This is a genomic window from Dysgonomonas sp. Marseille-P4677, from assembly GCF_016652235.1.
Lineage (GTDB): Bacteria > Bacteroidota > Bacteroidia > Bacteroidales > Dysgonomonadaceae > Dysgonomonas.
Map to the genome: position 1 here is coordinate 1 of NZ_JAEPKU010000036.1, position 23,904 is coordinate 23,904.

Genomic DNA, 23,904 nt, shown 5'->3' on the forward strand with positions numbered 1-23,904 from the left:
CCGCGGCTTTATCTGTCCTTTTTTGCGCAATGCTATGGAAGGCTAAAAAAAGATAGAAACGAAGAGGTTTATACCCCAAGCAAGACACTTAGTTATATAGGAGATTTATTCGATGCTCGTAAAATTTCGGTTTATGAACTCTGTAATATTTCCGTATTTTTCAACACCAAGTTTTTTTCGTACACTAGTGGTTTTTGTATGAACAGTGTTAACACTCAATTGGATTACCACAGAGATTTCACTGCTGTTGAATTGCGAATAAATAAGGCAACATATTTTGAATTCTATATCGTCTAAGTTGGGGTAGGCTTCTTTAATTTTATCAAAGATTCCGTAATGAACAGTATTTAGTACCTGATATAAAACCTCCCAGTCTGGAGTGTCTTTTCCATATGCAATCTCATTAAACATTTTAATTAGGGCTTTGCCTTGTTTGTTTTCGGTATCTTGTATCAAATGCTCTAAATAAGCAGCTCTTTTTAATATTTTATAGTTATTGATCAGATTATTTCTCATAAACTCTTTTCGAGCATAATATTCTTTCAAGTCTGCTGTCAATGTAATTATTTCGTTGTTCAGTTTTTGTATTTCACCATAGGCCTTGGATAATTGTTTAGTTTTAGAGAGCAATCTTCTATTATAGACGAGAAAGCTAATTGTCACTACCAATAAAGTAAGGTATAATATTCTTTCGATAATTACTTTCTTTCGTGCGAGCGCAATATTTTCGTTGCGCATTTCTTCAAACTGATGTTTTTTTTCTGTATTTGTTCGTGCATTACCCTTTTTTTCTTTCATTTTACCAATCAGAAAACTGCTGTACATTTTATGATATTCCAAAGCTTTCGTATTGTTACCCGATTTCTCCTCAATTTGAGACAGGATATTGTAAATGTCCGATATTTTGGATAGGGAAGGGGGTGTTTCTTTTTCTGCAAATTTGAGACTAAGATCGGCATAATGACGGGCAGAATCAATTTTTGCCATATTCAGATAAGATGTTGCTATATTTAATAAAATACGTCCCGATTCGAAAACAACACTATCTAGCATGGCTGCATCTTTGAAGTAAGTAATCGCTTTTTTGTATTCGCCTTGTTCGTTATATACTATTCCTTTACCTCGCAGTATTAATGCTTCCTCTTTCTTGTTCTGATGCTTCAAAGCCAAGTCTAATCCTTTGTTGTAATGGAATAAAGCCGAATCATATTGTTGAGAAATACGAAAATAGCGTCCCAATAATGTATTGGTTTTTATTTCGTATTTATGCTCTTTTATATCAGTAAATAAAGAAGAGGCTTCAGATAGCAGTTCTTTCGCGTCTTCAAAATGATCTTGATTGAGCATGATTTCTGCGATCGAGTATAAACTTAAGGCTTGTAAATATTTTATATCATGTTCTTTAGCATATGACTCCGCATATCTGTAATAATCAAGCGCTTTATCGAATAATTTATTCTTCTGTAAAACACGACCGCTGTAATAAGCTGAAAGTCCGGTATAAGGATTTACCTGATTTTCTTTGAAATAATTATATACATCGAGTATAACTAAATCTGCTACGATGCTTTTGTTCGATCTGTCTTTTACCTGTACTTTGTATAATAGATATTTACAATAATTATACTCATCTTTTGGATCGATATGATAAGATTCTAGTAAAATTAATGCGTTATTTGGATTTTGGTTTATTAATTTCTCAATATTTTGCGAAGTTGGATTTGTTTCATCCTTTTCTTTCTTACATGATATAAATAGAAGAATAAACACAATGGGAATGGAGTAATACTTCATCGGTTTTTATTTTGTCTTATATAACAAATATACGAATTTGCATTTTTTTCTAGCTATTAAATTGGCTTATATTCACCCTTTCCGATTGTTTTTTATCTCTTTTTATAAAAAGTTTTCTTTTTCTCTAGGGTTTTTGGTTCCTGAACGATCATAATAATAGAAACCGGTTATTATTCATCTTTAAAACAATATAAGTATGAAAACAATTTATAAAAAGACCGTACAGATAGTCCTTGTTATTCTTATTGCATCTGTATCTATGTCGTTACAGGCTCAGAATATGTCGGCGAGCTACATTACTATCAGTGGTGTGGTCAAGGATAAAAAGTCGAATAAGAAGCTCGAATATGTAACTATTACTGTTCCGGGAACAAACATCGGTACTATAACAAATACGGATGGAGAATTTTCGATTAAAGTAAAATCTGATTTTAATGCAAAGGCTCTGGAGATCTCCCACATAGGATACTTCAATACTAAATATCCGATAAAGGAAGAGGAACACGATGTGACAATTTATCTTATACCGCATGTAAGTCAGCTGAAAGATGTTATAGTTCAGGCTGTGGATGCACGCAATCTGGTAGAGCAAGCTATTGGTAAGATTGGCGATAATAATAGTACTAAAGCTAATATGTTGACTGGATTTTATCGCGAAACGGTAAAGAAAAGACGTAACTATATTAATATTTCTGAAGCAATACTCGAAATCTATAAAACATCATATACCGACGGCATTTCAGGCGATAGGGTTCAAGTATTCAAAGGACGCAGACTGTTAAGTCCCAAGGCAAGCGATACTCTTATAGTTAAGCTACAGGGTGGCCCCAACCTTTCAGCGTTCTTAGATGTTGTGAAGAATCCCGAACTTATACTGGATGTAAAGACGCTTTCCGATTATAAGTTTGAATTAGAAGAATCCGCTATGCTAAACGAACGCCCTCATTATGTGATAAGTTTTACACCTCAGGTAGTGTATCCATATCCATTGCACTATGGCAGATTGTATATAGACAAACAAAGTCTGGCTTTTTCCCGTGCCGAGTTTAACCTAAGTATGGATGACCGAAATAAGGCGACACAGGCTATTTTGAGGAAGAAACCATTTAATCTGCGATTCAAACCGGAAGAAGTGTCTTTCCTTGTTACATATAAATTGCAAGACGGGAAAAGCTATCTGAACTATGTATGGAGCGAAGTGAAGTTTAAATGTGACTGGAAACGTCGTCTTTTCTCTACAGGATATACCATTGTTTCCGAAATGGTGGTTACAGACCGTAAGGACGAAAATGTAATAAAGATTCCGAATAAGGAAGCGTTCAAAGAAAATTATGTATTGTCGGATAAAGTAGGAAATTTTTACGATCCGCATTTCTGGGAAGACTATAATATTATAGAACCTACCGAATCGCTTGAAAATGCAGTAAATAAATTGAAAAAACAATATAAATAACCGCCATATTTTCGTAAATTTGGATGTAATCTGTAAACGGTATTATAAATTATGCTCAACGATTTACTTGTACTGAAAAAGATTAAAGAAGGGGATATAAAGACATTCGAAGAGGTCTTCCGAAACTACTATGCCTCTCTCTGTTTCTACAGCTTCAGTATTACCAATCGAAAAGACATTGCGGAAGAAATCGTACAAGAGTTGTTTTATGTTTTGTGGAAAGACAGACAAGAGATACAGGTGCTGCGCTCCGTGAAGAATTATCTTTACGGAGCAGTACGTAACCAGTCGCTACAATATCTCGAACATCGTGATGTGCAGGAACGCCATCGGCAAACTATTTTGCAGAAGAATGAAAGTGAGCAGGATCTTACCCCCGACCTTCAGATGGAATACAAAGAACTCGAAAATGTGATAAATCGTACCTTAAAGCAATTGCCGGAACGCAGGCTCCGAATTTTTAAAATGCACCGTTTGGAAGGCAAAAAGTATAAGGAAATAGCTGAATACTTTGCTGTATCAGTAAAAACTATAGAAGCCGAAATGACTAAAGCTTATCAGGTATTACGACACGAAATAGAAAAATATAGCCACGTATTATGAACCTAAAAGAAACTCAGAATAAAGCAACAGACATTGCTTGGAATAACCTCTACAAGCGATTCGAACAAGAAGGACTCCTTCCTGCCGAAGAGCGGGCGCTTAATACTAAAAAGGCTTTTCTCAGTGAGGCGAGCGTACGGTGGGTGGCTGTAGCTGCTGTTGTATTGTTATGTATTACTTCAGCCTTGCTTATTCATCAGTTATCTTCGTCGAAAGCCGATATGCTGACATTACAAAATCAGGATGATGCAACTACGTTGGTTACAACCCTCGAAGATGGTTCTGTAGTCTATCTGTCGAAAGCTGCATCGTTAAATTATCCTTCTCACTTTCATAAAGATAAAAGAGAAGTTACTTTGCAGGGAAATGCATTTTTCGAAATAAGTAAAAATAGGGAGCGTCCGTTTTTTATAGATACCAAAGCTGCTCAGATCGAGGTGTTGGGTACAGCTTTTAATGTGATAAGTAAAAATAATGAACCATTTTCTTTATCGGTAAAGCATGGTGAAGTAAGAGTAACACTAAAAACAACAGGACAGAAGGTTTATGTGAAAGAAGGAGAAACTGTATTACTCGAATCGGAGAGTTTACACAAATCTAAGGTGTCGGATTTGGATATGTTCGGTCAATATACAAGGCAGATACATTTTAAAGACGAACGGCTCGCAGATATTATTCGCATTATAAATATGAATTCAGACATAACCTTAGTGTTATCTCCCAATTTAGCAGACCGAAAATTAACTGTTGCCTTTTTTAATGATACCCCCCAGATGATGGCCGAATTGATATGTATGGCTATGAATTTGAAATGTACGGTAAGAGGTAATATGATTATTATAACCCCTCCTTAGATAAGTTTTTATAACTTTACTGTTAGGTAGTAATCTTCAAATAATAGCATATTATGATATCGGCGGCAGAAAATATATTCCATCGTTTCATTGTCTGCTTGTTGTTATTCTTTACGGTAACAACCTTGTCGGCAGATGATGGAGGCATATTGAGCCGTAGGGTGGAAATAACAAAGAATAAAGGAACTGTTTATCAACTATTGAAACAGTTGTCCGATCAGTCGGGATATCTTTTTATTTACGATAGCCAGATAATAGACAATAATAAAACTATAAAAATACGGAAGGGTAATTACACGCTAGGCGAAGCTATTTATGCCATTACACAAAACGAACGCTTAAAGATAAATGTAGTAGGTAACCATATTTTGCTCAGGCTCGACGATAATAAGGAGGAGCAGCTTAATCTCCGTACTGTACCTGCCATAGAGACCGAAAAAGAGCCTTATTTTACAATCAGCGGAAAGGTATACGATCGAATTACCAACGAACCTATCGTTTATTCTTCTGTAAGTATTAATTATACTACAATTAATACTGTTACCAATCAGAGTGGCGAGTTTAGGCTTATTATTCCCGATTCGCTCAATCATTCTGTCGTAAAGTTTTCTCATGTAGGCTATGATAGTCAGGAGATAGAAGCGTACCTACTCGATGGGCAATATGTAAGTTTATCACTTGATCCGAGAGTGATCCCATTGCAAGAGGTTGTTGTCAGGGCGGTAGATCCGCTAAAAGAGCTACAGAATATGAAAGATAGTATCAAAGAAAACTATTCGTCGGAACCTGTTTTACTTACTGCTTTTTATCGTGAAGGTATAGATTATAAAAAAAAGAATATAGACCTTACCGAGTCGGTGCTTCAGATTTATAAGACAGGGTATCATAGTAAACCTGATAAAGACCAGACCAAATTGATAAAGATGCGTCGTATTGTAAGCAAGCAGGAAAAAGATACTATTTTCACTAAAATGAAATCGGGGATATATTCGACGTTGGTTTTGGATATAATAAAAGACTTGCCGGATTTTATTACTCTCGGTGAAAATACTCCTTACGAATATCGCCATACCGATATTACAACGATAGATGACAGGCGTGTGAATGTTATTTCATTCGAACAGCCGCAATATGTCAAAGAGCCGCTTTATAAGGGAGAGTTGTATATAGATGCAGATAATTCGGCTTTGACAGAAGCTCGCTTCGAAATAAATCCTCAATTTGTGGAAAAAGCAACCGGTTGGTTTATAGAACGTAAGAGTAGAGATATCAAGCTGAGCTTACAGGAGGCAAAATATGTTGTTTCATATCGCCCATCCGATGATGATAAATATTATGTAAGCCATATCAGAGGCGATATTCAATTTAAGGTCAGAAAAAAAGGCAGATGGTTTTCATCACCGCTTCATATCTGGTTCGAGATGGTAAATTGTAAGACTGATACAGAAAATGTGAAAACATTCAACAAAAAAGAAAGGCTTTCGCCTCATAAAGTTTTTTCGGAAACAAAATATCGTTACGATAAGAGTTTCTGGGGGCATTTTAATGTCATTCTTCCGGAAGAAAAATTGAAAGAAACTATTCTTAATAATCTGAATGAAGTAACAGAAACAGTTAGTAATTAGGTGTATAATTTCGAGCGTGCAGCTTTTTATATCATTTTTCCGTCAATGAATAAGAACTATAACCGAAATTAAAACTACCATTATGAAAAAATTATTAACCTTATTCATTATTCTTATTCTACCTTTATTTATTGCATGTTCTTCTGATGTTGAGAATCCATCTCCGGGTCCGTTACCTGATGCTGAACCCATTGTTCTCAAGCCCGAATTTGATAATAAATTGAAAAATAGTATAGATTTTAGTATTGATCTATTTAAAACAGTATATAAATACGATAGCAATCCCAATGTATTTATATCGCCTCTGTCGGTAGACATGGCTTTGAGTATGATGTGGAATGGTGCAGCTGGAGACACAAAAATCGAGATGCAGCAAGCATTATATGATGAAGGTTATACGCCGGCTCAAATAAATGAATATTCGAAGACGTTTCGTGAAGCTTTAGTCGCAGTCGATCCTTCTACCCAATTAATGATTGCTAATTCCATATGGTATAAAAATAGTTTTGATATCAATAAATCCTTTATCGATGTTAATAAGTTAAACTATAATGCGGAGGTTGAAGCTCTTGACTTTTCGTCAGCAGATGCTGTTTCTAAAATTAATAATTGGTGTGCAGAAAATACAAATAATAAGATACCTCAAATTATAGATAATATACCCGATAAAGCAGTGATGTATCTTATCAATGCGATATATTTCAAAGGAATTTGGAAGTTTCAGTTCGACAAGAAAAACACAAATAATGCTAAGTTTCAGGCCGAAGACGGTGAGCAGGATGTGAGCATGATGTCGCAGAAGGCTACTTTGTCATATTCAGAAGATGTAAATGGACGTTATATCGAACTGCCATATGGTAATAAAGCATTTAGTATGGTTGTCGCTTTACCTCAAGAAGGGAAAACGATTGACGATATAATCACTAATTTAAATGCCGACTCTTGGAATGCCGTGATCAAAGGATGGAGTACGAATCATGTAGATGTAAGGTTTCCACGTTTTCAACTAGAGTGTGAGTATGATATGCATGAAGATATATTGCCGGAGATGGGGATGATAAAGGCATTCGACGATAGGGCCGATTTTGCCGGAATTTCTGCTACAGAGAGGCTACGTATATCGAAAGTCAAACATAAGACCTTTGTAGAAGTAAATGAAGAGGGAACTGAAGCTGCTGCCATAACAATGGTTGAGTCCCTCTTAACTTCTATCGGACCATCTATCCCAATTTCTTTTAATATGAATGAACCATTTATTTTTGCTATTAAGGAAAACAGTACCGGGGTTATTCTCTTTATGGGGAAAATAGGAAAGATTACGACATAAATTTCTCATATTAGTCCCTTTCAATTCAAATAAGAAATAGAACCAATATACCTAAAACTAAATCTGAGTGCTGGTTAAAATACGTCTTTATAAATCGGAGAGATTCTGATATATGTTCTTGTACAGTATGAACAGAAATACCTAGTTGTTCGGCTATCTCTTTATGCGAAAGGTTTTCTTTTCTACTCATATTAAATATTTTTTTCCTTTGGTGTGGAAGTTTATCAATAGCATCTATGAATATTTGCTGATATTCGGAGAATATAAGTTCAGCTTCCACACCTTCTTCTTTTATTAACGAGGCTTTTGCATAAACTGCTTTCTTAACCTGTAGTTCGACGTTACAATCTCTAAGATAGTTTAATATCCTATTGCGAGCCATTGTATATATAAATGCCGAAAAAGATAATTCGGGATTAATAAAATTGCGTATTTCCCATAAACGTATGAATATCTCCTGAATAACATCATTTGTGTCTTCTTCCGATTTTAGAAAATGAAAACAATAATGATATAGCTTGTCCTTATATCTTATATACAGCTCTTTAAAAGCATCTTGACTTTCACGAGAGAGTAATAAGGCCAATTCGCTGTCTGTCTTTTGATTGTTCATCATAGCTATTAGAAATAAAAGTACACTTATCTTTAAATAATAGTAATAGAGATATGAAGGTTAATAGATTTTAATGTGAATTTGATCTAAAAAAGAGTGACAAAGAGTAACATAATAGCTGAGACATATTAATGATTTATCTATGGTGTTAACCTGTAAATTATCAATGTATCCCAGCCAATAAATACGCTAAACACTAACGAAATTACTGAATTTTTCTATTTTATCTATAGTTTCTCAAAAGAATTTGAATCTTTGACTAAAAGTATCATTTGTGAAAAAGAAGGATAAAAAGTGAAATATATTCTATAAGTGTTTGCTTAATAGATTCTTGCTACATGCCTTATCAATAACCTTCTTTATATTTATAATCTTCTATGCAGGGTTTGTTGTGTTAAACTAAGTTAAAGTATAGAAGCTTACCCCTACATCAATCAAGAAATAGTGTATTAATATAAAACCATAAAAGAATGAAAGATCATACACAAAATAAACTCCTGTTATCTCTTTTGACAAAGTATATTAATAACCAATGTACCGAAGACGAATTAGTAATATTATTTAATTGGTTAAAGTCTTCAGAGAGCAGTTTGGAGTTTGATTTTGTTAGCCGGTCTTTATGGGAACAAATAAATAAAAAAATGTCGTATCCGAATGAAGAATCTATAGATAGATTGAGTAAAGAGGTCGATGTTTTATTCGAGAAGCTGGAAGAAGAGAGAATTCAACCTGCTAAAAAGATAAAACCTCTGCGATGGAAATGGGTTTATAAAGTTGCTATAGTTGCATCTATCCTTTTTATGATAGGAGGAGGCTATTATTTATTTGATAAATCGGGGAAAAAACAAGTGCAATATAATGAAATAAATGCCGGACGAGGCGATATAAAGGAATATACATTAGCCGATGGAACGCGCATTACACTTAACTCGGAAAGTAAATTGTTGATTTCTACAGATTATAATAAGGAAAACAGAACTGTAGAAATAGATGGAGAATGTTTCTTCGAAGTTGCTAAAAATCCCGATAAACCTTTTATTATTAAGAGTGGAAATGCTCAGATAAAAGTTTTAGGTACATCTTTTAATTTGAAAGCGTATAAAGAAGACAATCGTTTGGATGTAACGGTTTCTACAGGAAAAGTACAGGTTAATATGTTCGATTTCGATATGCAGTTGCGAGTCTTACCATCAGAACATTTGTCGATAGATAAAACTACAGGAGAGATGTCGAAATTATCTTTTAAAGAAAATCATTCAGTAGATTGGATTAAGGGTGAATTCTACTTCGAAAATGAGCCTATAACGGAGGTGATAAAAATGATTAACCGTAAATTTGATAAGAAGGTAATATTGAAATGTGAAAACTGTAAACATGTTATTTCAGGAAGTCTTGAAAGCAAAAGCTTAGAGGGAATAGTGGAATCGATATGCTTTACTACAGGATTGAAGAGTAAAGAAGAAGGGAGGAATATAATCCTCTATAATTAATAACCTTAAAAATTTAATGCCCATGAAATAGAAGCCGAAAAAGACAAAAGTGGTAGTGCACGCAAACACTACCACCGGAATTTCTGCTGAAAATACCTGAATGTATTGGACCACAGAAAGAGTATTCTCAGCCCGAGTTTTAATAAATAGTATTCATTAAAACATTACAAATGTATGTATATTAATCTAATATTAAGAAAAATACTAATGCGAACTTTTTCTATTTTTTTATTGATCGCATTAACTTCCCAGTTTATTTGTGCTGAAAATGTTTATGCGCAAAATTTGAAAGAATCCAATATTACTTATAAAGTAAAGGATGCGAATGTAAAGGAAGTATTTAATGAACTGAGTAAACTAACCGGGTTTCACTTTCTTTATGAGGAGTCAGTTGTAAAGAAGGTCAAACCATTAAGTCTAAACATCGAAAATGGTTCGATTGAGTATATTCTTACAGATATCACGCGACAAACCGATTTACAGTTTAAAAAAGTAGGAAACACCATTTCCGTAAACAGGAAACCGGTTGTTGCTACTACTAATGCTATTCAAACAAAGGTAGTAACTGGTGTAGTTGTCGATAAAACGAATGTTCCTATTATTGGAGCTACTGTGCTCGAAAAAGGAACAACAAATGGTGTAACGACCGATGTTGATGGGAAATTTTCATTGACAGTTCAGGATAATGCCACTTTGAGAATATCTTATATAGGCTATACTTCCCAAGAAATAAAAATCACCAATCAGACGAATATCACTATCCGATTGGAAGAAGATTCAAAGCTTTTGGAAGAAGTAGTAGTTGTAGGATATGGAACACAAAAGAAAGTGAATCTGACAGGTGCTGTTTCGTCTATCGATTATTCAAAAGAATCGGCATCTCGTCCTTTGATCGATGCTGCTCAGGCCTTAGGAGGTTTAGTTCCCGGTTTGCAAGTTATGCAAGGATCAGGTAATCCTTACGGAGAAAGTTTTTCTATGAACGTTCGTGGTATAGGAACTCTAAACAATTCAAATCCATTAATTCTGGTAGATGGGATGGAACAATCTATCAGTAATGTAAATCCAATTGATATAGAATCTATATCTGTTTTGAAGGATGCGGCCTCTTGTGCTATCTATGGTAATCGTGGAGCCAATGGTGTAATTTTGATTACGACAAAAGCTGGAGGAAAGAAGGACAAGGTAAGTATAGAAGTTTCTTCAAAATTATCTATCAATTCTCCAATGAGAGTCCCGGGTCTTGTAAACAACTACGCCGATTACATGGAATTGATAAATGAATCATATGAAAATTTGGGGCGTGCGGCCGCTTTTTCAGATGAAACTATCCAGTTGTGGCGTGAGAAGGCAAAAGATCCAAACGGCATCTCCGAGTCAGGATATCCCAACTATGTAGCTTACCCAAATACCGATTGGTATGATGCTATCTATGATAGCCAAATGATGCAGGAATATACAATACAGGTATCAGGATCGACTGAAAAATCAGGATATAATTTCTCTTTCGGCTATACTGATAATCCGGGTATATTGAAAGATTCAGGATTCAAGCGCTTCTTCGTTCGGAGTAATGTTTATGCCGATATAGCGAAATGGTTACGGGTAGGCAGTCGTATATGGGGTTATAATACCGACAGAAGTCGTGTTTCTACAGGTTCTCTTACCAGTATCGATATGACAAAGGTTGTTCCTGGAACATATCCGTATTACGATGGTAAATATGGTGCACCCGAATCTAACGAAGAAGATCCGCAATCACATAATCCTTTATGGGACATGAACCATGAACACGGAGATATGAAATATACTCAAATATTCACCAATTTCTATACTTCAGTAAAATTTCTGAAGCATCTTAGTTATGATTTTGGTTTTTGGTACAAACATTACATTTACGATGGGAAATATGCAGCCAATGCCTTCCCTAAGTGGAGTTTCAGCCTGAATGAAATTACGGCAAATGCCATAGATTTAAAAACAGCAACAACCGGGCAAACCTATAACAGGGAAAATTATTGGAAATTCAATCATATCTTAAATTACAATCAGAGCTTTGGAAAACATGATGTTACAGCATTATTAGGGTTTGAGCAAGAACGTTTCTGGAGTCGCACATCAAACGTAACATTACAAGGTTTGATAGACCCTTATATCGATGACATTGATGTAGGAACAGAATACAAATCTTCTTACGGAAATAACAGTGAGAATAAAGCTCGTTCTTGGTTTGGTAGAGCTACTTATGCCTATGCCGGACGTTATTTGTTTGAAGTAGATATGCGTGGTGACGGCTCGTCAAAATTTGCTCCTGGCAATCGTTGGGGATATTTCCCTGCAGCATCAGTCGGCTGGAGAATATCTGAAGAATCGTTCATGGACGGTACAAAAGATTGGCTTTACAACTTCAAATTACGCGGATCTTGGGGGAAACTAGGTAATAATAGCATTGGCAATTATGAATGGCAGCAAACGTACGGATTGGTAAACTATCCATTTAATAGTAATACCAATCTCGGCCTTGCACCTACAGAACAAGCCAATGTTAACCTGCAATGGGAAAAATCTACAACTACAAATTTCGGATTAGATTTTGGTATCCTTAAGAATCGGTTATCAGGTACTATCGACTATTACAATAGAGAGACATCAGGAATCCTTTATCGTCCGTCTATCATGATGATATATGGTAATGTAACGGCTGCACGTCAGAATATAGCAGAAGTTACAAATAAAGGACTTGAAGTACAATTGACATGGAGCGACCGTATCAAAGACTTCAATTATAGTGTAAGCGGTAATTTCTCTTATAATAAAAATGAGGTTAGTAAATATAAAGGAGAACTCAATCGTGGTTGGGTCACCGATGAAAATGGTAATAGGACATATGTGACCAATCTCGGGGATGTATCGACAGGAGGTACAGAACGCGTATTAGAAGGCCATATGATTAATGAATATTATATGTTGCAACCTTATAGCGGGGATCAGAATTATTTCAATCAAGATGGTTCTGTAAATCCAAACGGAGGTCCTAGGTCAGGTATGATCCGTACCGAAGATGATATGAAATGGCTGAATGCGATGGTTGATGCCGGATACAAATTCTATCCAAATCAGAAAGTAGATCAGGCTGGTATCTGGTACGGTGATTACATATACGCCGATACAAATGGCGACGGTATCTATGGTAATACCTACGACAATGACTTCACTGGTTCTTCATCTATGCCAAAATGGAACTTTGGTATACAATTTACAGCTAGTTGGAAGGGTTTTGATATGTCTATGAATTGGTATGGTGTTGCAGGCAATAAACTATATTTCTATCGCAATGGTCACAATGCCAGTACTACCATTAAAGGGTATGCTATAGGTAAAGATGTGGCTGATGATCACTATTTCTATGATCCGGCCAATCCATCCGATCCGCGTACTAATTTGACTTCGGCTAATCCTCGCTTAAGCAACAATTCTGGTAGTAGTCAGAGTGAGTCAACCAATACCAAGTGGTTATATGACGGCAGTTTCTTGAAACTGAAAAATTTAACGTTCGGATATACTATACCAAAGATTCTTGTACGTAAAGTTTATGCCGACAATATCCGCTTTTTCTTCTCGGGAGAAAATTTGCTAACAATTACAGGCTATCCAGGCATTGACCCTGAAATGCGTGCTTCGATTGGTTATTTGACCTATCGTCAGTTTGCGTTCGGTGTAAATGTTACATTTTAATTAAAGTGAAAAGAATTATGAAAAAGATAAATCAATATTTGTTATCGGGATTAATCTCTGCATTTACGTTAATGGGCTGTAGCGCTGATTTTTTAGATACAGCTCCCCGTAATACTGTCAGTAGTGAGAATATATGGACGAGCGCAGCCTTAGCCGAAAAAGCAGTCGGTGGTGTTTATAACACCTTTGTCGGTTGGTATTGTGCCGGTTATAGCAATAATGGCAATCGTGTATGGGATTCCTATTCTTCGGTTATGGATATCGACCTGAACTGGATATCGCAGAATGCTCTTGTCAGAGGTACTGCCACACCATCCAATGGACAGTTTAGCAGTGCCTATACACGTGGCTATACGATGATTAACCGTGCTAATGATGTTATAGCCAATATCAATAGTGTGCCCAATATGAAAGATTCGGATAAAGCACGTTATATGGCAGAGTGTAAATTTCTGAGAGCTTGGGCTTATAATAGGCTGAACATCCTCTTTAAAGGAGTTCCTCTTATTACCGAGCCTATTACTAATGAAGATCAAGCAAAAGCTCCTCGTGCAAGTGAAGCCGAAATATGGAACCAGGTTCTGAAGGATTTGACAGATGCAATTAATGAGCCTAATTTGCCCAATAAATATAAAGCAAATGATGCAAATTATGGACATGTTACTAAAGGGGCGGCTTATGCCTTTCGTGGGCAAGTTTACCTTTGGCTAAAAAAATGGCAAGATGCAGCAAACGACTTCAAAGCTGTTGGCGATTCAGGTTATTCACTCTTTACTTCAGGTGGATCAATAGCCTTTAAGAATCTGCTAAAAACAGCAAATGAACAATGCGATGAAATGATATTTTCTGTTCAATGCGAACAATATTCGGTAGCTAACCCATTGAATGTAAATTATGGTAATCGTTGTACAGGAGGTTCGATGTGGAATAATTATTTGCCAAATCCTCATTTTATAGAATCTTTCGAAGCAAAAGATGGAAGTAAATTTAACTGGGAAGATTATTGTCCTGGCTACAATTCGATGACTTCCGCACAACGTTCTGTGTTTTTCCTTCGAGATGGTATGACCGATGCTGAAATAACTAAAATGGCTACTTATGGTGCTGATATGAGCAAATATTTACCGGATGGGAATGAAGCCCGTATTCGTAAAGCTTATGAAAACCGCGACCCACGGCTAATGATGTCTGTGATTACACCATATTCTACTTATTTCGGATCATCGGGAGGAAAAGAGTATACTTATACTTTGCGTTGGCCTTATCGTGGATTTGACGGACGTGAACCTTTCGATATCCGTACCGATACCAACAATTATTTCTATTACCTATGGCGCAAATTCGTTCCCGAAGGAAACGAGTGGCCATATCGTGACACATACGACTTAGATGTTAATTTAATTCGTTATGGACAAGTATTACTAGGATATGCTGAGGCTTTAAACGAATTGGGTAATACTGATCAGGCGATAGAACAGATAAATAAGCTTCGTTCACGTTGCGGTGCGCAATTGTTGAATAGTAATGACCCAACAACTGTGAAAGGTCAGGATGACATGCGTGAACGTATTCGCAACGAATATTACTGGGAGCTTGGTGGTGAAAACGTGATGTATTGGAATGAGCTTCGTTGGAGAACATGGAAAGAGAAGAAGTTCCGCGACAATAAGAATGGATTGATGCAGATGTGGGGTACAACTACTTATACATGGTCTTGGTTGGGAGAGCAATGTTGGACATGGCCTATTCCGACTTCGGAACGTGAGAAAAACCCAAGTCTGACACAAAACGAGGGCTGGAACGATTAATCGCCTGAAGAATTATTATTGCATAAGGAGAAATATTAGAGACCTATTTTTCTTTCATATTTCTCCTTATATAAATATTACTTAAGATGAAAGAAAAAATTTTATGTTTAAGTGTTATTCTTTTGCTGTTACTCTCTTGCGGAGAAAAAAATGATGGCAATGGAAACAACGGTAATGGAGGTGATGGGCCTGATCCGCCAACCTCTGTCAGATATGAGAATCCCATTATCAATGAAAATTGTCCCGATCCGTCGGTTATCAAAGCATCAGATGGTTACTTTTATGTATATAGTACGCAAAATAATTTACCTAATAATTACCTTTATCTACCTATCCATAAATCGAAAGATTTGGTTCATTGGGATTATATAGGAACCGTTTTTAATGAAAGTAATCGCCCAAAATGGATTCCCAATTCTAAATTGTGGGCTCCGGATATAAATTATTTTAATGGAAAATATGTTATCTACTATTCTATGGGCGTTTGGGGTGGAACTTATGATTCTGCTATTGGAGTTGCTACAGCCGATAAACCTGAAGGACCTTTTACCGATCATGGAATAGTATTGGATTACACATCCCAAGGAGTAAATAATTCTATCGATCAATTTTTTATAGAGGACAATGGTCATAAATATTTAGTATGGGGTAGTTTTTATGGTATTTATGCCGTAGAATTGACCGACGACGGATTGGCTGTAAAGGAGGGAACTGTAAAGGTTCAACTTGCCGCTAATCAGATAGAGGGTTCTTACATTGTGGAACATGGTGGCTATTTTTATCTAATCGGCTCTGCCGGAAGTTGTTGTGAAGGTAAAAATAGTACTTATCATCTGATTTTCGGACGATCTAAGAACGTCCTTGGCCCTTATGTAACCAAAGACGGTAAACGTATGCTCGATGGCGCAGGAGATATATTATTACAGGGTAATAATATTTGGGCAGGAACAGGGCATAATGCCGAGTTTGTAAAAGACGATGAAGGCTCCGATTGGATTATTTACCATGCATATCGCAAGTCGGATGACTCTGTAGGTCGCTTGTTAATGCTCGATAGAATCTATTGGGATGAATGGGGGCCATATGTCAAAGGTAATACAGCTTCTATATCTGCGGAAGCTCCAATATTCAAGTGAAGAAATATATAAATACGGATTATCGTAATTTTATACTTACCATATATTAAAAAACAAATAAAGATACTTAACTTATATAGCCATTAAAAACTGTAATAATAATATATGAAAACTAAACTTATACTTTTAATAATATTCGTCATCGGAGGAATATTTTCGGCTAATGCTCAGCATCGTGCAGACCAACAAAAGTTGACCGATCCCGGATCTTTTTCCATGATATTGATGGGGGATCCGCAGGGGTATGTAAAATATGATATCAATCAGCCTCTTTTAGAGCTTTGCACAGCTTGGATAGCTGATAATATAGACAATTTGAATATAAAAGCTACATTGTGTACAGGCGATTTGGTTGAACAAAACGAAAATATTGTGCTTAACAGGGCAATGTTGAATCAGACGAGTAAAGAAATGTGGGAGGCAAGCTCAAGAGCTTTTGAACGTTTAGATAATAAAGTTCCTTACATCGTATCATGTGGAAATCATGATTATGGCTTTAAGCATGCGGAGAATGGTATTACCAATTTTCCGGACTATTTCCCATTCGAACGTAATTCTACATGGCGGAATATTTGTATTTCTGCTTATCCGAATAGGAATAATAGGGCTTCTATCGAAAACGCCGCTTTTGAGTTTAAAGATCCAAACTGGGGTGATATTTTAGTTATTACTTCCGAGTTTCATCCTCGCGATGAGGTCTTAACCTGGGCCTTAGAGTTAATTTCGAAAGAAAAATATATCAATCATAAGGTTATTTTTATGACTCATGGATATTTGACTAATGGCCCGAAAGCCAAGCTTATAGAGAAGGATAACTATAGCATAACTCCGGGTAATGCAGGAAAAGATATATGGGATAAGCTGATATATCCTTCTTCCAATATCAAATTAGTGATTTGCGGGCATACAGGAAATGGAAATCAAAAATTTGAAGACAATGTTTCGTATATAACAGCTAAAAATGCAAATGGAAAGGTTGTATCCCAAATGATGTTTAATGTTCAGACCCTCGGTGGAGGTTGGGAAGGTAATGGCGGTGATGGTTGGTTGAGAATACTTGAATTCTTGCCTGATGGTAAAACTATTAAAATTCGGACTTACTCTCCTTTATTCGGAATTTCACCTTCAACTAAACATTTAGCTAATCGCACAGAGGCGTTCGATCAGTTTGATATTGTATTGGAATAACTAATAATAAGAACTATGAGAAAACTTTTATTTTTAAACATTCTTTTTCTATTATCATTTGTCATAAATGAAATTTTTGCAGCTACACCTCGTCCCGAATATCCTCGTCCTCAGTTTGAGCGAACAGATTGGATAAATCTAAACGGCGAATGGACATTTGAGTTCGATTTTGTAGGGTCGGGCTTAGATAGAGGCTATAGCAGTGCAGCAAAATTTGATAAAAAAATTATAGTTCCATTTGCACCTGAAAGTAAATTATCGGGAGTAGGGTATACTGATTTTATCAATCATATATGGTATCAGAAGAGCATTACCGTTCCGTCTAATTGGTCAAACAAGAATATTCTTCTAAATTTTGGTGCAGTATATTATACATCGGAAGTATATATTGATGGAAAGTTTGTTGGGCGTCACTTTGGTGGAAGTTCATCTTTCTCATTCGATATTACCAAATTTGTGGAAGCAGGGAAAACCCACAGCCTTGTGGTTTATGCATCCAGCGATGTTAGAACAGGTAAACAGTCGGCAGGAAAGCAATCTTTGCAATATGCCTCTCACGATTGTGACTATACCCGTACAACCGGTATTTGGCAAACTGTTTGGATGGAAGCCGTAAATCCATTCGGGCTGAAACGGACTCAGGTTATAACTGATATTGACCAGAAGCAGATAGTTATTCATCCTCAATTCTATAAAGAGAATAATCACTCGCTTAAAGTAATACTTAAAGATGGAGATAAGGTCGTTAATACTCAGAATGTAAAGGCTAGTAATAATAGTATTATCGTAATTCCGGTTAAGAATATGAAAACATGGAGTCCCGAAAGTCCTTTTTTATATAATTTGACTTATCAGGTTTTAGATCAAAAAGGAGCTGTGCTGGATGAAGTAAATTCGTATGTCGGAATGCGCAAAGTACATATCGAGGGTAATAAAATCTTTTTAAATAACGAACCATATTATCAACGGCTGGTCCTCGATCAGGGCTTTTATCCCGATGGAATATGGACTGCACCTTCGGATGAAGCATTGAAGAATGATATTGTACTATCGATGCAGGCCGGATTTAATGGGGCTCGCCTTCATCAAAAAGTATTTGAAGAACGATTCTATTATTGGGCCGATAAGCTGGGTTATATAACTTGGGGTGAGAGTGCAAGCTGGGGCATGGATGCTAACGATATTGAGGTGGCAAGAAATTTCTTGGCCGAATGGTCTGAATGTATAATACGCGATAGAAATCATCCTTCATTGCTGATATGGACACCAATGAATGAGCAGTGGTGGCCCGATAATGTGCAATATCCTAGATTTGCCGAAGACCTTTATAATGTAACCAAACAACTAGACCCTACTCGCCCTGTTAATAATTCAAGCGGAGGTCAGCATATAAAGACTGACATCTGGACGGTACATAATTATGAGCAGAATCCTGAAAAACTTAGAGATATAATTTACAAAGACGGGGTGTTCTTCCAAACTCCTATGATGACAAAGAAGAAATCGACCAACATAGGATTTAATGATGTGAAAGATGTCACTAAATATATTTTCCCATTATACGACGGCAAGATGCCTTATGTCATCGATGAAGTAGGAGGTATCAAATGGGTAAAAGATCAGGAAAAGCAATTGAAAGATTCAAGAACAGAATCGTGGGGATATGGAGAAGCTCCTAAGTCGATGGAGGAATTCTATACCCGTCTCGAAGGGCAAATTGATGCCGTACTGTCTCTTTCTAAATATGTTTGGGGATATTGTTATACCCAATTGACAGATGTTGAACAAGAGCAGAATGGTGTTTATTTTTATGATCGTTCCTCGAAATTTGATATGAAGCGGATTCATTCTATTTTTTCAAAAACGCCGGATCAAGTAAAACAGGTGGATTGAATATTAACATATTCAAAGTAAAAGGTTGTCTCAATCGAGACAACCTTTTTTGATTCACCTTAAAACCTAAATACCTACAATAATTATGAGATGGCAATTTTTTTCACTTTATCTTCAATAGTTTTCATCTGTTTTGGTAATGTAATTTGTAGAATGCCGTTTACCTGTGAAGCTGATATATTTTCAGTATCGATGTTTTCAGGAATTGTAAAACTGCGTATAAATGAAGATTGCTTGAATTCGCGACGCAATATTTTATTGTTATCATCTTTTTCTTCATTTTCTACTTTACTTTCAGCAGATATTCTAAGGATTTCTTTTTCTATCTCTATTTTTATATCTTCCTTATTGAATCCCGGAACCGATAGTTCTATACTGAAAGCTTTTTCGTTTTCAGATACATTTGTAGCAGGGAGATCTCCATTAACGAATGGGTTAAATACATCGTCATTTACAAAATTGAAAAATGTAGGAAAAAAACTTCCGCTTCTGTCGAATCTTCTAATTTGATTTTTCATAATCTTATCCTCCTAAATTTATGTTAGTCGTTTTATTTTTTATATTATTGATTGTAACATTTTGCAATCTATTAAGCATAATGCAAAAAGTATGCAAAAGTGACTAAATGGCATCTTTTCGGCTTTTTATAAAAGTTAAATTATGTTGTTTGTATTTTAATATATTGGTGTATAGTTTATTGAATTTATTATTGCCCTTTTCTTATATTGTGTGTGTAGTGACATAATGTCTTGTTTTTTGTGTCTGAGTATTAAAAAAGGGAATCTTTTCGATTCCCTTTCTCCCAAAGACAAAATTGATCTATGTATTGTCATTGGTTATTAGTTCTTTTTCAATGTAGAAAATGAAGTGATTTTTAATAGTTTCTAAATACTACCACCAATTATCTGTTTGATTTGTTGGTTCGAGATTAACCGAACTTTGCTTTCTAACTACCTGAGGTTCTTTATTCATATTATGGGCATTCTGAAAAATAATAGAATCCTTCTTTACTGTTCCTAACTCTTTGGCTAAATCAGGTAGCGTATCAGTAGATTCCCTTTCTGAATAATTTTTAGCCTCTGCAATTTTTAGAGATAATAGTGATACTTTTAGATCAGGATTTAACATAACCTTTCCATTGATTATACAACCGGCTTCCATTATGGAAGTTTTAGTAATGATTGTACCTTCTATAATAGCACTTGCTCCTAGTTGTAAGTCTTCAGCGCAAATTATATCTCCAATCACTCTACCTTCAATTATACAGCGTGTGGCAGTTATGTTACCAATAATGCGGGCGCTGGCACTAATAGTAAGAGTATCTTCTATATAAAAATTACGTTCGTGCTCAGCGTCTAAAAGTAAGGAACCCAAAACAACCGTATCTCCTCCAAGTTCTACGATTTTCGGTGCTGTTACTTTAGTCTCTAAAGTACGGACTTTTCGTTTAAGCAAATACATATTTTCTTATTTAAACTAAATTATTCGGAAATATTAGTCACTACAGTAGTTGCATTGCCAATATCTATTCCTACAGCAGATTTCATTCTTCCATGTCCTGCTCGCAACGAATTGAGAGCATATCCTCTGCTGGCTACTGTTTCGGGATTATCTAAGACTATTATTTCAGTAAAGTTTCCGAACTCTTCTTTAAAGCAATCAATCAGTTCTTGATAATACATCGCACCTCCACACATGTATATTCTGTTGGTTTTTTGCCAAATTAGAGTCGTTGATGATGTTGCGTAAGCTAGGCGATATAACTTCTTGATAATAAGTTTGGATTACATTTTTTCTCAATTCCCGTAAATCTACGTTCTGACGATTTAGAAAAACATAACCTCGCTGAAAAGCTTCATCGAATTGGTGAGCATTTCTGAGCTCTAAATAATACTTATTCTTCAATTCGTTAATCATCAAATTTACAGCATAACGAATCCCATGTGTGCTGATCATAGTCTGTTCTATAATTCCCGAATCTGTACTAAGTATAGATTCAAATGTACCAAATCCGCAACTGAAAACAAAGAAGCTTCCGGATACCGGCGGTTCTCCTTTTCGTATTGCAATAGTACATCCTACGATTTCGGGCATTACTTCTACTTTTTGTACTTCCAAAATTACTTTCTTTATCGTTCCAGCATTGTGTGTTGACGCATCATAATTTAATATATGAGTTCGCTGGAAAAACTCTACTGCCTTATCCTTATAGATATAATAAGTGGAATAAGGGAACCCTGTTGTGATTGTTATCGGCTGTTCTACTTGATCTTGTATTAACAACATAGATGCATTTGCTAGTAGTTGATAATCCGTATCATCAGGGGATGAGTTGATTAATTTGTGTGGAAATTGACCTTCATTCAAAGCAAGATCCCCACAGATATACCATTTATTGGCATGTTGAATCTTTAATCCATGAAGCAAATCTTTCGATGTTTGCGACAGGACAGTGTTGTTGCTTTCAACCAAACTGGGAAAAAACCGGGTTTCAAGAATCATAGTTTAAGAAGTTAAATTTATAAAATATAGGGGAATTAACCTTCAGGAAGTTGAGGGCTCCATTGAAATAATCCCTTCGTATGTTGCACCGTGCTCTAATGTTAATATCTTCGCGTCGAGTTCTCCTTTTATTTTACCAGTGTTTTTTATAGAAATAGAGTTGACTGCAGATATATTTCCTTCGATATACCCAAACACCACAAGATCAATGGCTTTTACGTTGCCTTGAACTACACCATTTGTGCCAATTACGACAACATTTGCGTCTTTTATATCACCTACAATAGTACCGTCAATGCGGATGTTATGGGTTTTTTCTATAGATCCTCGAAGTACAAAGCTTTCACTAACAATACTTGGCATTTGAGAGGAAAAATCAAAAAATCCTTGCTCTAGATTCTCTTTTCGGGCATATATATATTATTAAGAATAATTATATCGCTAGAGGCATTCAATGCTGATAGCTTTACTGAAACCGCTTTTAAAAGAAATTATATATGCAAATGTACATTAAAAGATTTCTTTTTAGCATATTAGTTTAGTGAAAATTTTTCTTTTTAACATATAAGGTATATCGCTGTATGTTAGATGTATACTTGTGTTGTTAAATCAAATAAGTGTATTTTTAGTAAATTTTTTTTAAAATAATCAGGTTAAACAAAAAAATATTTATTTAAACTTTAAATTCAATTGTTTTTCAGTATTTTCATGGAGTGGATACTTAGTTATACTGCGGGATTGGAAGATTTATTACTCTCTGTTTTTTTGATATGACATTATCCTGAAATAAAAAAGGATTCTGATTACTTTATCAGAATCCTTTTTATTTTATGCTAACATTAATACTTATACATCGCAAATACGGATACATTTTTCGAGCGAGGCTATTTTATCTTTTTGTTTCGGTACAAATTCTTGTCCAACGAAGCCTTTATATCCTGTTTCTACAATAGCTCGCATTATGGCAGGATAGTATAGCTCTTGAGTTTCGTCTATCTCATTTCGTCCCGGATTACCACCTGTATGTATATGAGAAAAATATTGATGGTATTTGCGTATATTTTCTATTATATTGCCTTCCATTATTTGCATATGATATATATCATATAATAGTTTGAAATTAGGAGAACCTATACGACGGCATAATTCAGCACCCCATATTGTATGATCGCACAAATAGTCTTTGTGCCCAACACTGTTTAGTAGCTCCATCGTGAGCACCACATTATACTTTTCCGCAATGGGAGTAATACGCTTTAGCCCTTTTTCACAATTTTCCCAACCTTGTAAATCAGTGACACCATTTCTTTTTCCCGAGAAACATATCAGATTAGTAAGGCCAGCTTCTGCTACTATCGGGATTACTTTTTCATAGCTGGCAACCAGTTCGTCATGCAACTCGGGTTGGTTAAATCCTCTGTCGATACCCAATCCTGCACCTTGTGCCATGGCAACTGTAAGCCCGTTGTTAAATACCACAGGCCATTCTTCAGGATTAAGTAATTCAACCGACTGTATGCCTATTTTTTTACATATCTTACAAAATTCATCGAGAGGTATATCTCCAAAGCACCATTTGCTTACCGAGTGGCGTATATTTCCTTTAAGAGGTTCTTGCGCACTATTTTTGAAAATTGTGGATGCTGATAATCCCTGAACAGATGCTACAGCACCACTTGCAACAATGGCTTTTAGGGCGGTTCTTCGCGTAATATTCTTCATGGCGGACATTTAAATAATAGGTGTTAGAAAAAATATAAAGTACAAATATAAGATTATTTGAGAAAGAATAGACTCCATGTGTTAATAATATATCTTTTCTTTCAGATTCTATGTAGGTCTGTTAAAAAAGGAAAACCGACGAAAAGTTAAAATATTACTTT

At 35.7% G+C, this 23,904-nt stretch carries 19 protein-coding genes; 11 read left to right on the forward strand and 8 right to left on the reverse strand.

Features of this window, described 5'->3' with window-relative positions; translation table 11 throughout:
* Positions 1-105 precede the first annotated feature (105 nt).
* Positions 106-1,794 carry a hypothetical protein gene (locus tag JGH11_RS08430; protein WP_201111140.1) on the reverse strand — a complete coding sequence of 563 codons (1,689 nt, stop codon included), beginning with the start codon at positions 1,792-1,794 and terminating at the stop codon, positions 106-108.
* A gap of 196 nt (positions 1,795-1,990) precedes the next feature.
* On the opposite strand from JGH11_RS08430, the gene JGH11_RS08435 reads away from it, so the two are divergent.
* The 5 genes from JGH11_RS08435 to JGH11_RS08455 all read left to right on the forward strand — a co-directional run bounded on the left by JGH11_RS08435 (position 1,991) and on the right by JGH11_RS08455 (position 7,656).
* Entirely contained in the window at positions 1,991-3,247 is a 1,257-nt protein-coding gene (locus tag JGH11_RS08435; protein WP_201111141.1) for a carboxypeptidase-like regulatory domain-containing protein, read from the forward strand.
* A gap of 51 nt (positions 3,248-3,298) precedes the next feature.
* Positions 3,299-3,850, forward strand: coding sequence for an RNA polymerase sigma-70 factor (locus JGH11_RS08440; RefSeq protein WP_201111142.1), 552 nt, complete (start codon positions 3,299-3,301; stop codon positions 3,848-3,850).
* A complete protein-coding gene (locus JGH11_RS08445; RefSeq protein ID WP_201111143.1) occupies positions 3,847-4,704 on the forward strand; it encodes a FecR family protein in 858 nt (285 codons plus the stop codon). Before JGH11_RS08440 ends, JGH11_RS08445 begins: the two co-directional genes overlap by 4 nt.
* A 53-nt stretch (positions 4,705-4,757) precedes the next feature.
* Positions 4,758-6,329: a carboxypeptidase-like regulatory domain-containing protein gene (locus tag JGH11_RS08450; protein ID WP_201111144.1), complete on the forward strand. Its 1,572-nt coding sequence runs from the start codon at positions 4,758-4,760 to the stop codon at positions 6,327-6,329.
* An 82-nt stretch (positions 6,330-6,411) separates the two neighbouring features.
* The gene (locus JGH11_RS08455; protein ID WP_201111145.1) at positions 6,412-7,656 is read left to right on the forward strand and encodes a serpin family protein; all 1,245 of its coding nucleotides are present in this window, start codon (positions 6,412-6,414) and stop codon (positions 7,654-7,656) included.
* Positions 7,657-7,681: 25 nt separating this feature from the next.
* Here JGH11_RS08455 and JGH11_RS08460 read toward each other — a convergent pair whose 3' ends face one another.
* The gene (locus tag JGH11_RS08460) at positions 7,682-8,272 is read right to left on the reverse strand and encodes an RNA polymerase sigma-70 factor (protein WP_201111146.1); all 591 of its coding nucleotides are present in this window, start codon (positions 8,270-8,272) and stop codon (positions 7,682-7,684) included.
* A gap of 467 nt (positions 8,273-8,739) precedes the next feature.
* On the opposite strand from JGH11_RS08460, the gene JGH11_RS08465 reads away from it, so the two are divergent.
* The 6 genes from JGH11_RS08465 to JGH11_RS08490 all read left to right on the forward strand — a co-directional run bounded on the left by JGH11_RS08465 (position 8,740) and on the right by JGH11_RS08490 (position 19,519).
* The gene (locus tag JGH11_RS08465) at positions 8,740-9,759 is read left to right on the forward strand and encodes a FecR family protein (protein ID WP_201111147.1); all 1,020 of its coding nucleotides are present in this window, start codon (positions 8,740-8,742) and stop codon (positions 9,757-9,759) included.
* A gap of 207 nt (positions 9,760-9,966) precedes the next feature.
* Complete coding sequence (locus JGH11_RS08470) at positions 9,967-13,494, forward strand: TonB-dependent receptor (RefSeq protein ID WP_201111148.1); 3,528 nt, start codon at positions 9,967-9,969, stop codon at positions 13,492-13,494.
* A gap of 17 nt (positions 13,495-13,511) precedes the next feature.
* On the forward strand, positions 13,512-15,302 hold the full coding sequence (locus tag JGH11_RS08475; RefSeq protein ID WP_201111149.1) for a RagB/SusD family nutrient uptake outer membrane protein: 1,791 nt from the start codon (positions 13,512-13,514) through the stop codon (positions 15,300-15,302).
* Between the two features lie 86 nt (positions 15,303-15,388).
* Positions 15,389-16,438 carry a family 43 glycosylhydrolase gene (locus JGH11_RS08480; protein ID WP_201111150.1) on the forward strand — a complete coding sequence of 350 codons (1,050 nt, stop codon included), beginning with the start codon at positions 15,389-15,391 and terminating at the stop codon, positions 16,436-16,438.
* A gap of 105 nt (positions 16,439-16,543) precedes the next feature.
* The gene (locus JGH11_RS08485; protein WP_201111151.1) at positions 16,544-17,626 is read left to right on the forward strand and encodes a metallophosphoesterase; all 1,083 of its coding nucleotides are present in this window, start codon (positions 16,544-16,546) and stop codon (positions 17,624-17,626) included.
* A gap of 15 nt (positions 17,627-17,641) precedes the next feature.
* The gene (locus JGH11_RS08490; RefSeq protein ID WP_201111152.1) at positions 17,642-19,519 is read left to right on the forward strand and encodes a glycoside hydrolase family 2 protein; all 1,878 of its coding nucleotides are present in this window, start codon (positions 17,642-17,644) and stop codon (positions 19,517-19,519) included.
* 83 nt (positions 19,520-19,602) lie between these two features.
* Here the strand turns inward: JGH11_RS08490 and JGH11_RS08495 are convergent, their stop codons facing one another.
* The 6 genes from JGH11_RS08495 to JGH11_RS08515 all read right to left on the reverse strand — a co-directional run bounded on the left by JGH11_RS08495 (position 19,603) and on the right by JGH11_RS08515 (position 23,743).
* A complete protein-coding gene (locus JGH11_RS08495) occupies positions 19,603-20,037 on the reverse strand; it encodes an Hsp20/alpha crystallin family protein (RefSeq protein WP_201111153.1) in 435 nt (144 codons plus the stop codon).
* 373 nt (positions 20,038-20,410) lie between these two features.
* Positions 20,411-20,980 (reverse strand): polymer-forming cytoskeletal protein, encoded by a 570-nt coding sequence (locus tag JGH11_RS08500; RefSeq protein WP_201111154.1) that lies wholly within the window; start codon positions 20,978-20,980, stop codon positions 20,411-20,413.
* A 20-nt stretch (positions 20,981-21,000) separates the two neighbouring features.
* A complete protein-coding gene (locus JGH11_RS20190) occupies positions 21,001-21,201 on the reverse strand; it encodes a hypothetical protein (RefSeq protein WP_236263925.1) in 201 nt (66 codons plus the stop codon).
* The gene (locus JGH11_RS08505; RefSeq protein WP_236263926.1) at positions 21,179-22,021 is read right to left on the reverse strand and encodes a hypothetical protein; all 843 of its coding nucleotides are present in this window, start codon (positions 22,019-22,021) and stop codon (positions 21,179-21,181) included. Before JGH11_RS08505 ends, JGH11_RS20190 begins: the two co-directional genes overlap by 23 nt.
* A 42-nt stretch (positions 22,022-22,063) precedes the next feature.
* Positions 22,064-22,384: a polymer-forming cytoskeletal protein gene (locus JGH11_RS08510; RefSeq protein WP_201111155.1), complete on the reverse strand. Its 321-nt coding sequence runs from the start codon at positions 22,382-22,384 to the stop codon at positions 22,064-22,066.
* A 483-nt stretch (positions 22,385-22,867) separates the two neighbouring features.
* Positions 22,868-23,743 (reverse strand): hydroxypyruvate isomerase family protein, encoded by an 876-nt coding sequence (locus JGH11_RS08515; protein ID WP_201111156.1) that lies wholly within the window; start codon positions 23,741-23,743, stop codon positions 22,868-22,870.
* Positions 23,744-23,904: the final 161 nt, after the last annotated feature.

Excerpts from the sequence above, each read along its gene's own strand:
- JGH11_RS08430 (WP_201111140.1), bottom strand. The coding sequence starts at position 1,794 with ATGAAGTATTACTCCATTCCCATTGTGTTTATTCTTCTATTTATATCA.
- JGH11_RS08435 (WP_201111141.1), top strand. The coding sequence starts at position 1,991 with ATGAAAACAATTTATAAAAAGACCGTACAGATAGTCCTTGTTATTCTT.
- JGH11_RS08440 (WP_201111142.1), top strand. The coding sequence starts at position 3,299 with ATGCTCAACGATTTACTTGTACTGAAAAAGATTAAAGAAGGGGATATA.
- JGH11_RS08445 (WP_201111143.1), top strand. The coding sequence starts at position 3,847 with ATGAACCTAAAAGAAACTCAGAATAAAGCAACAGACATTGCTTGGAAT.
- JGH11_RS08450 (WP_201111144.1), top strand. The coding sequence starts at position 4,758 with ATGATATCGGCGGCAGAAAATATATTCCATCGTTTCATTGTCTGCTTG.
- JGH11_RS08455 (WP_201111145.1), top strand. The coding sequence starts at position 6,412 with ATGAAAAAATTATTAACCTTATTCATTATTCTTATTCTACCTTTATTT.
- JGH11_RS08460 (WP_201111146.1), bottom strand. The coding sequence starts at position 8,272 with ATGATGAACAATCAAAAGACAGACAGCGAATTGGCCTTATTACTCTCT.
- JGH11_RS08465 (WP_201111147.1), top strand. The coding sequence starts at position 8,740 with ATGAAAGATCATACACAAAATAAACTCCTGTTATCTCTTTTGACAAAG.
- JGH11_RS08470 (WP_201111148.1), top strand. The coding sequence starts at position 9,967 with ATGCGAACTTTTTCTATTTTTTTATTGATCGCATTAACTTCCCAGTTT.
- JGH11_RS08475 (WP_201111149.1), top strand. The coding sequence starts at position 13,512 with ATGAAAAAGATAAATCAATATTTGTTATCGGGATTAATCTCTGCATTT.
- JGH11_RS08480 (WP_201111150.1), top strand. The coding sequence starts at position 15,389 with ATGAAAGAAAAAATTTTATGTTTAAGTGTTATTCTTTTGCTGTTACTC.
- JGH11_RS08485 (WP_201111151.1), top strand. The coding sequence starts at position 16,544 with ATGAAAACTAAACTTATACTTTTAATAATATTCGTCATCGGAGGAATA.
- JGH11_RS08490 (WP_201111152.1), top strand. The coding sequence starts at position 17,642 with ATGAGAAAACTTTTATTTTTAAACATTCTTTTTCTATTATCATTTGTC.
- JGH11_RS08495 (WP_201111153.1), bottom strand. The coding sequence starts at position 20,037 with ATGAAAAATCAAATTAGAAGATTCGACAGAAGCGGAAGTTTTTTTCCT.
- JGH11_RS08500 (WP_201111154.1), bottom strand. The coding sequence starts at position 20,980 with ATGTATTTGCTTAAACGAAAAGTCCGTACTTTAGAGACTAAAGTAACA.
- JGH11_RS20190 (WP_236263925.1), bottom strand. The coding sequence starts at position 21,201 with ATGTATTATCAAGAACTGATTGATTGCTTTAAAGAAGAGTTCGGAAAC.
- JGH11_RS08505 (WP_236263926.1), bottom strand. The coding sequence starts at position 22,021 with ATGATTCTTGAAACCCGGTTTTTTCCCAGTTTGGTTGAAAGCAACAAC.
- JGH11_RS08510 (WP_201111155.1), bottom strand. The coding sequence starts at position 22,384 with ATGCCAAGTATTGTTAGTGAAAGCTTTGTACTTCGAGGATCTATAGAA.
- JGH11_RS08515 (WP_201111156.1), bottom strand. The coding sequence starts at position 23,743 with ATGAAGAATATTACGCGAAGAACCGCCCTAAAAGCCATTGTTGCAAGT.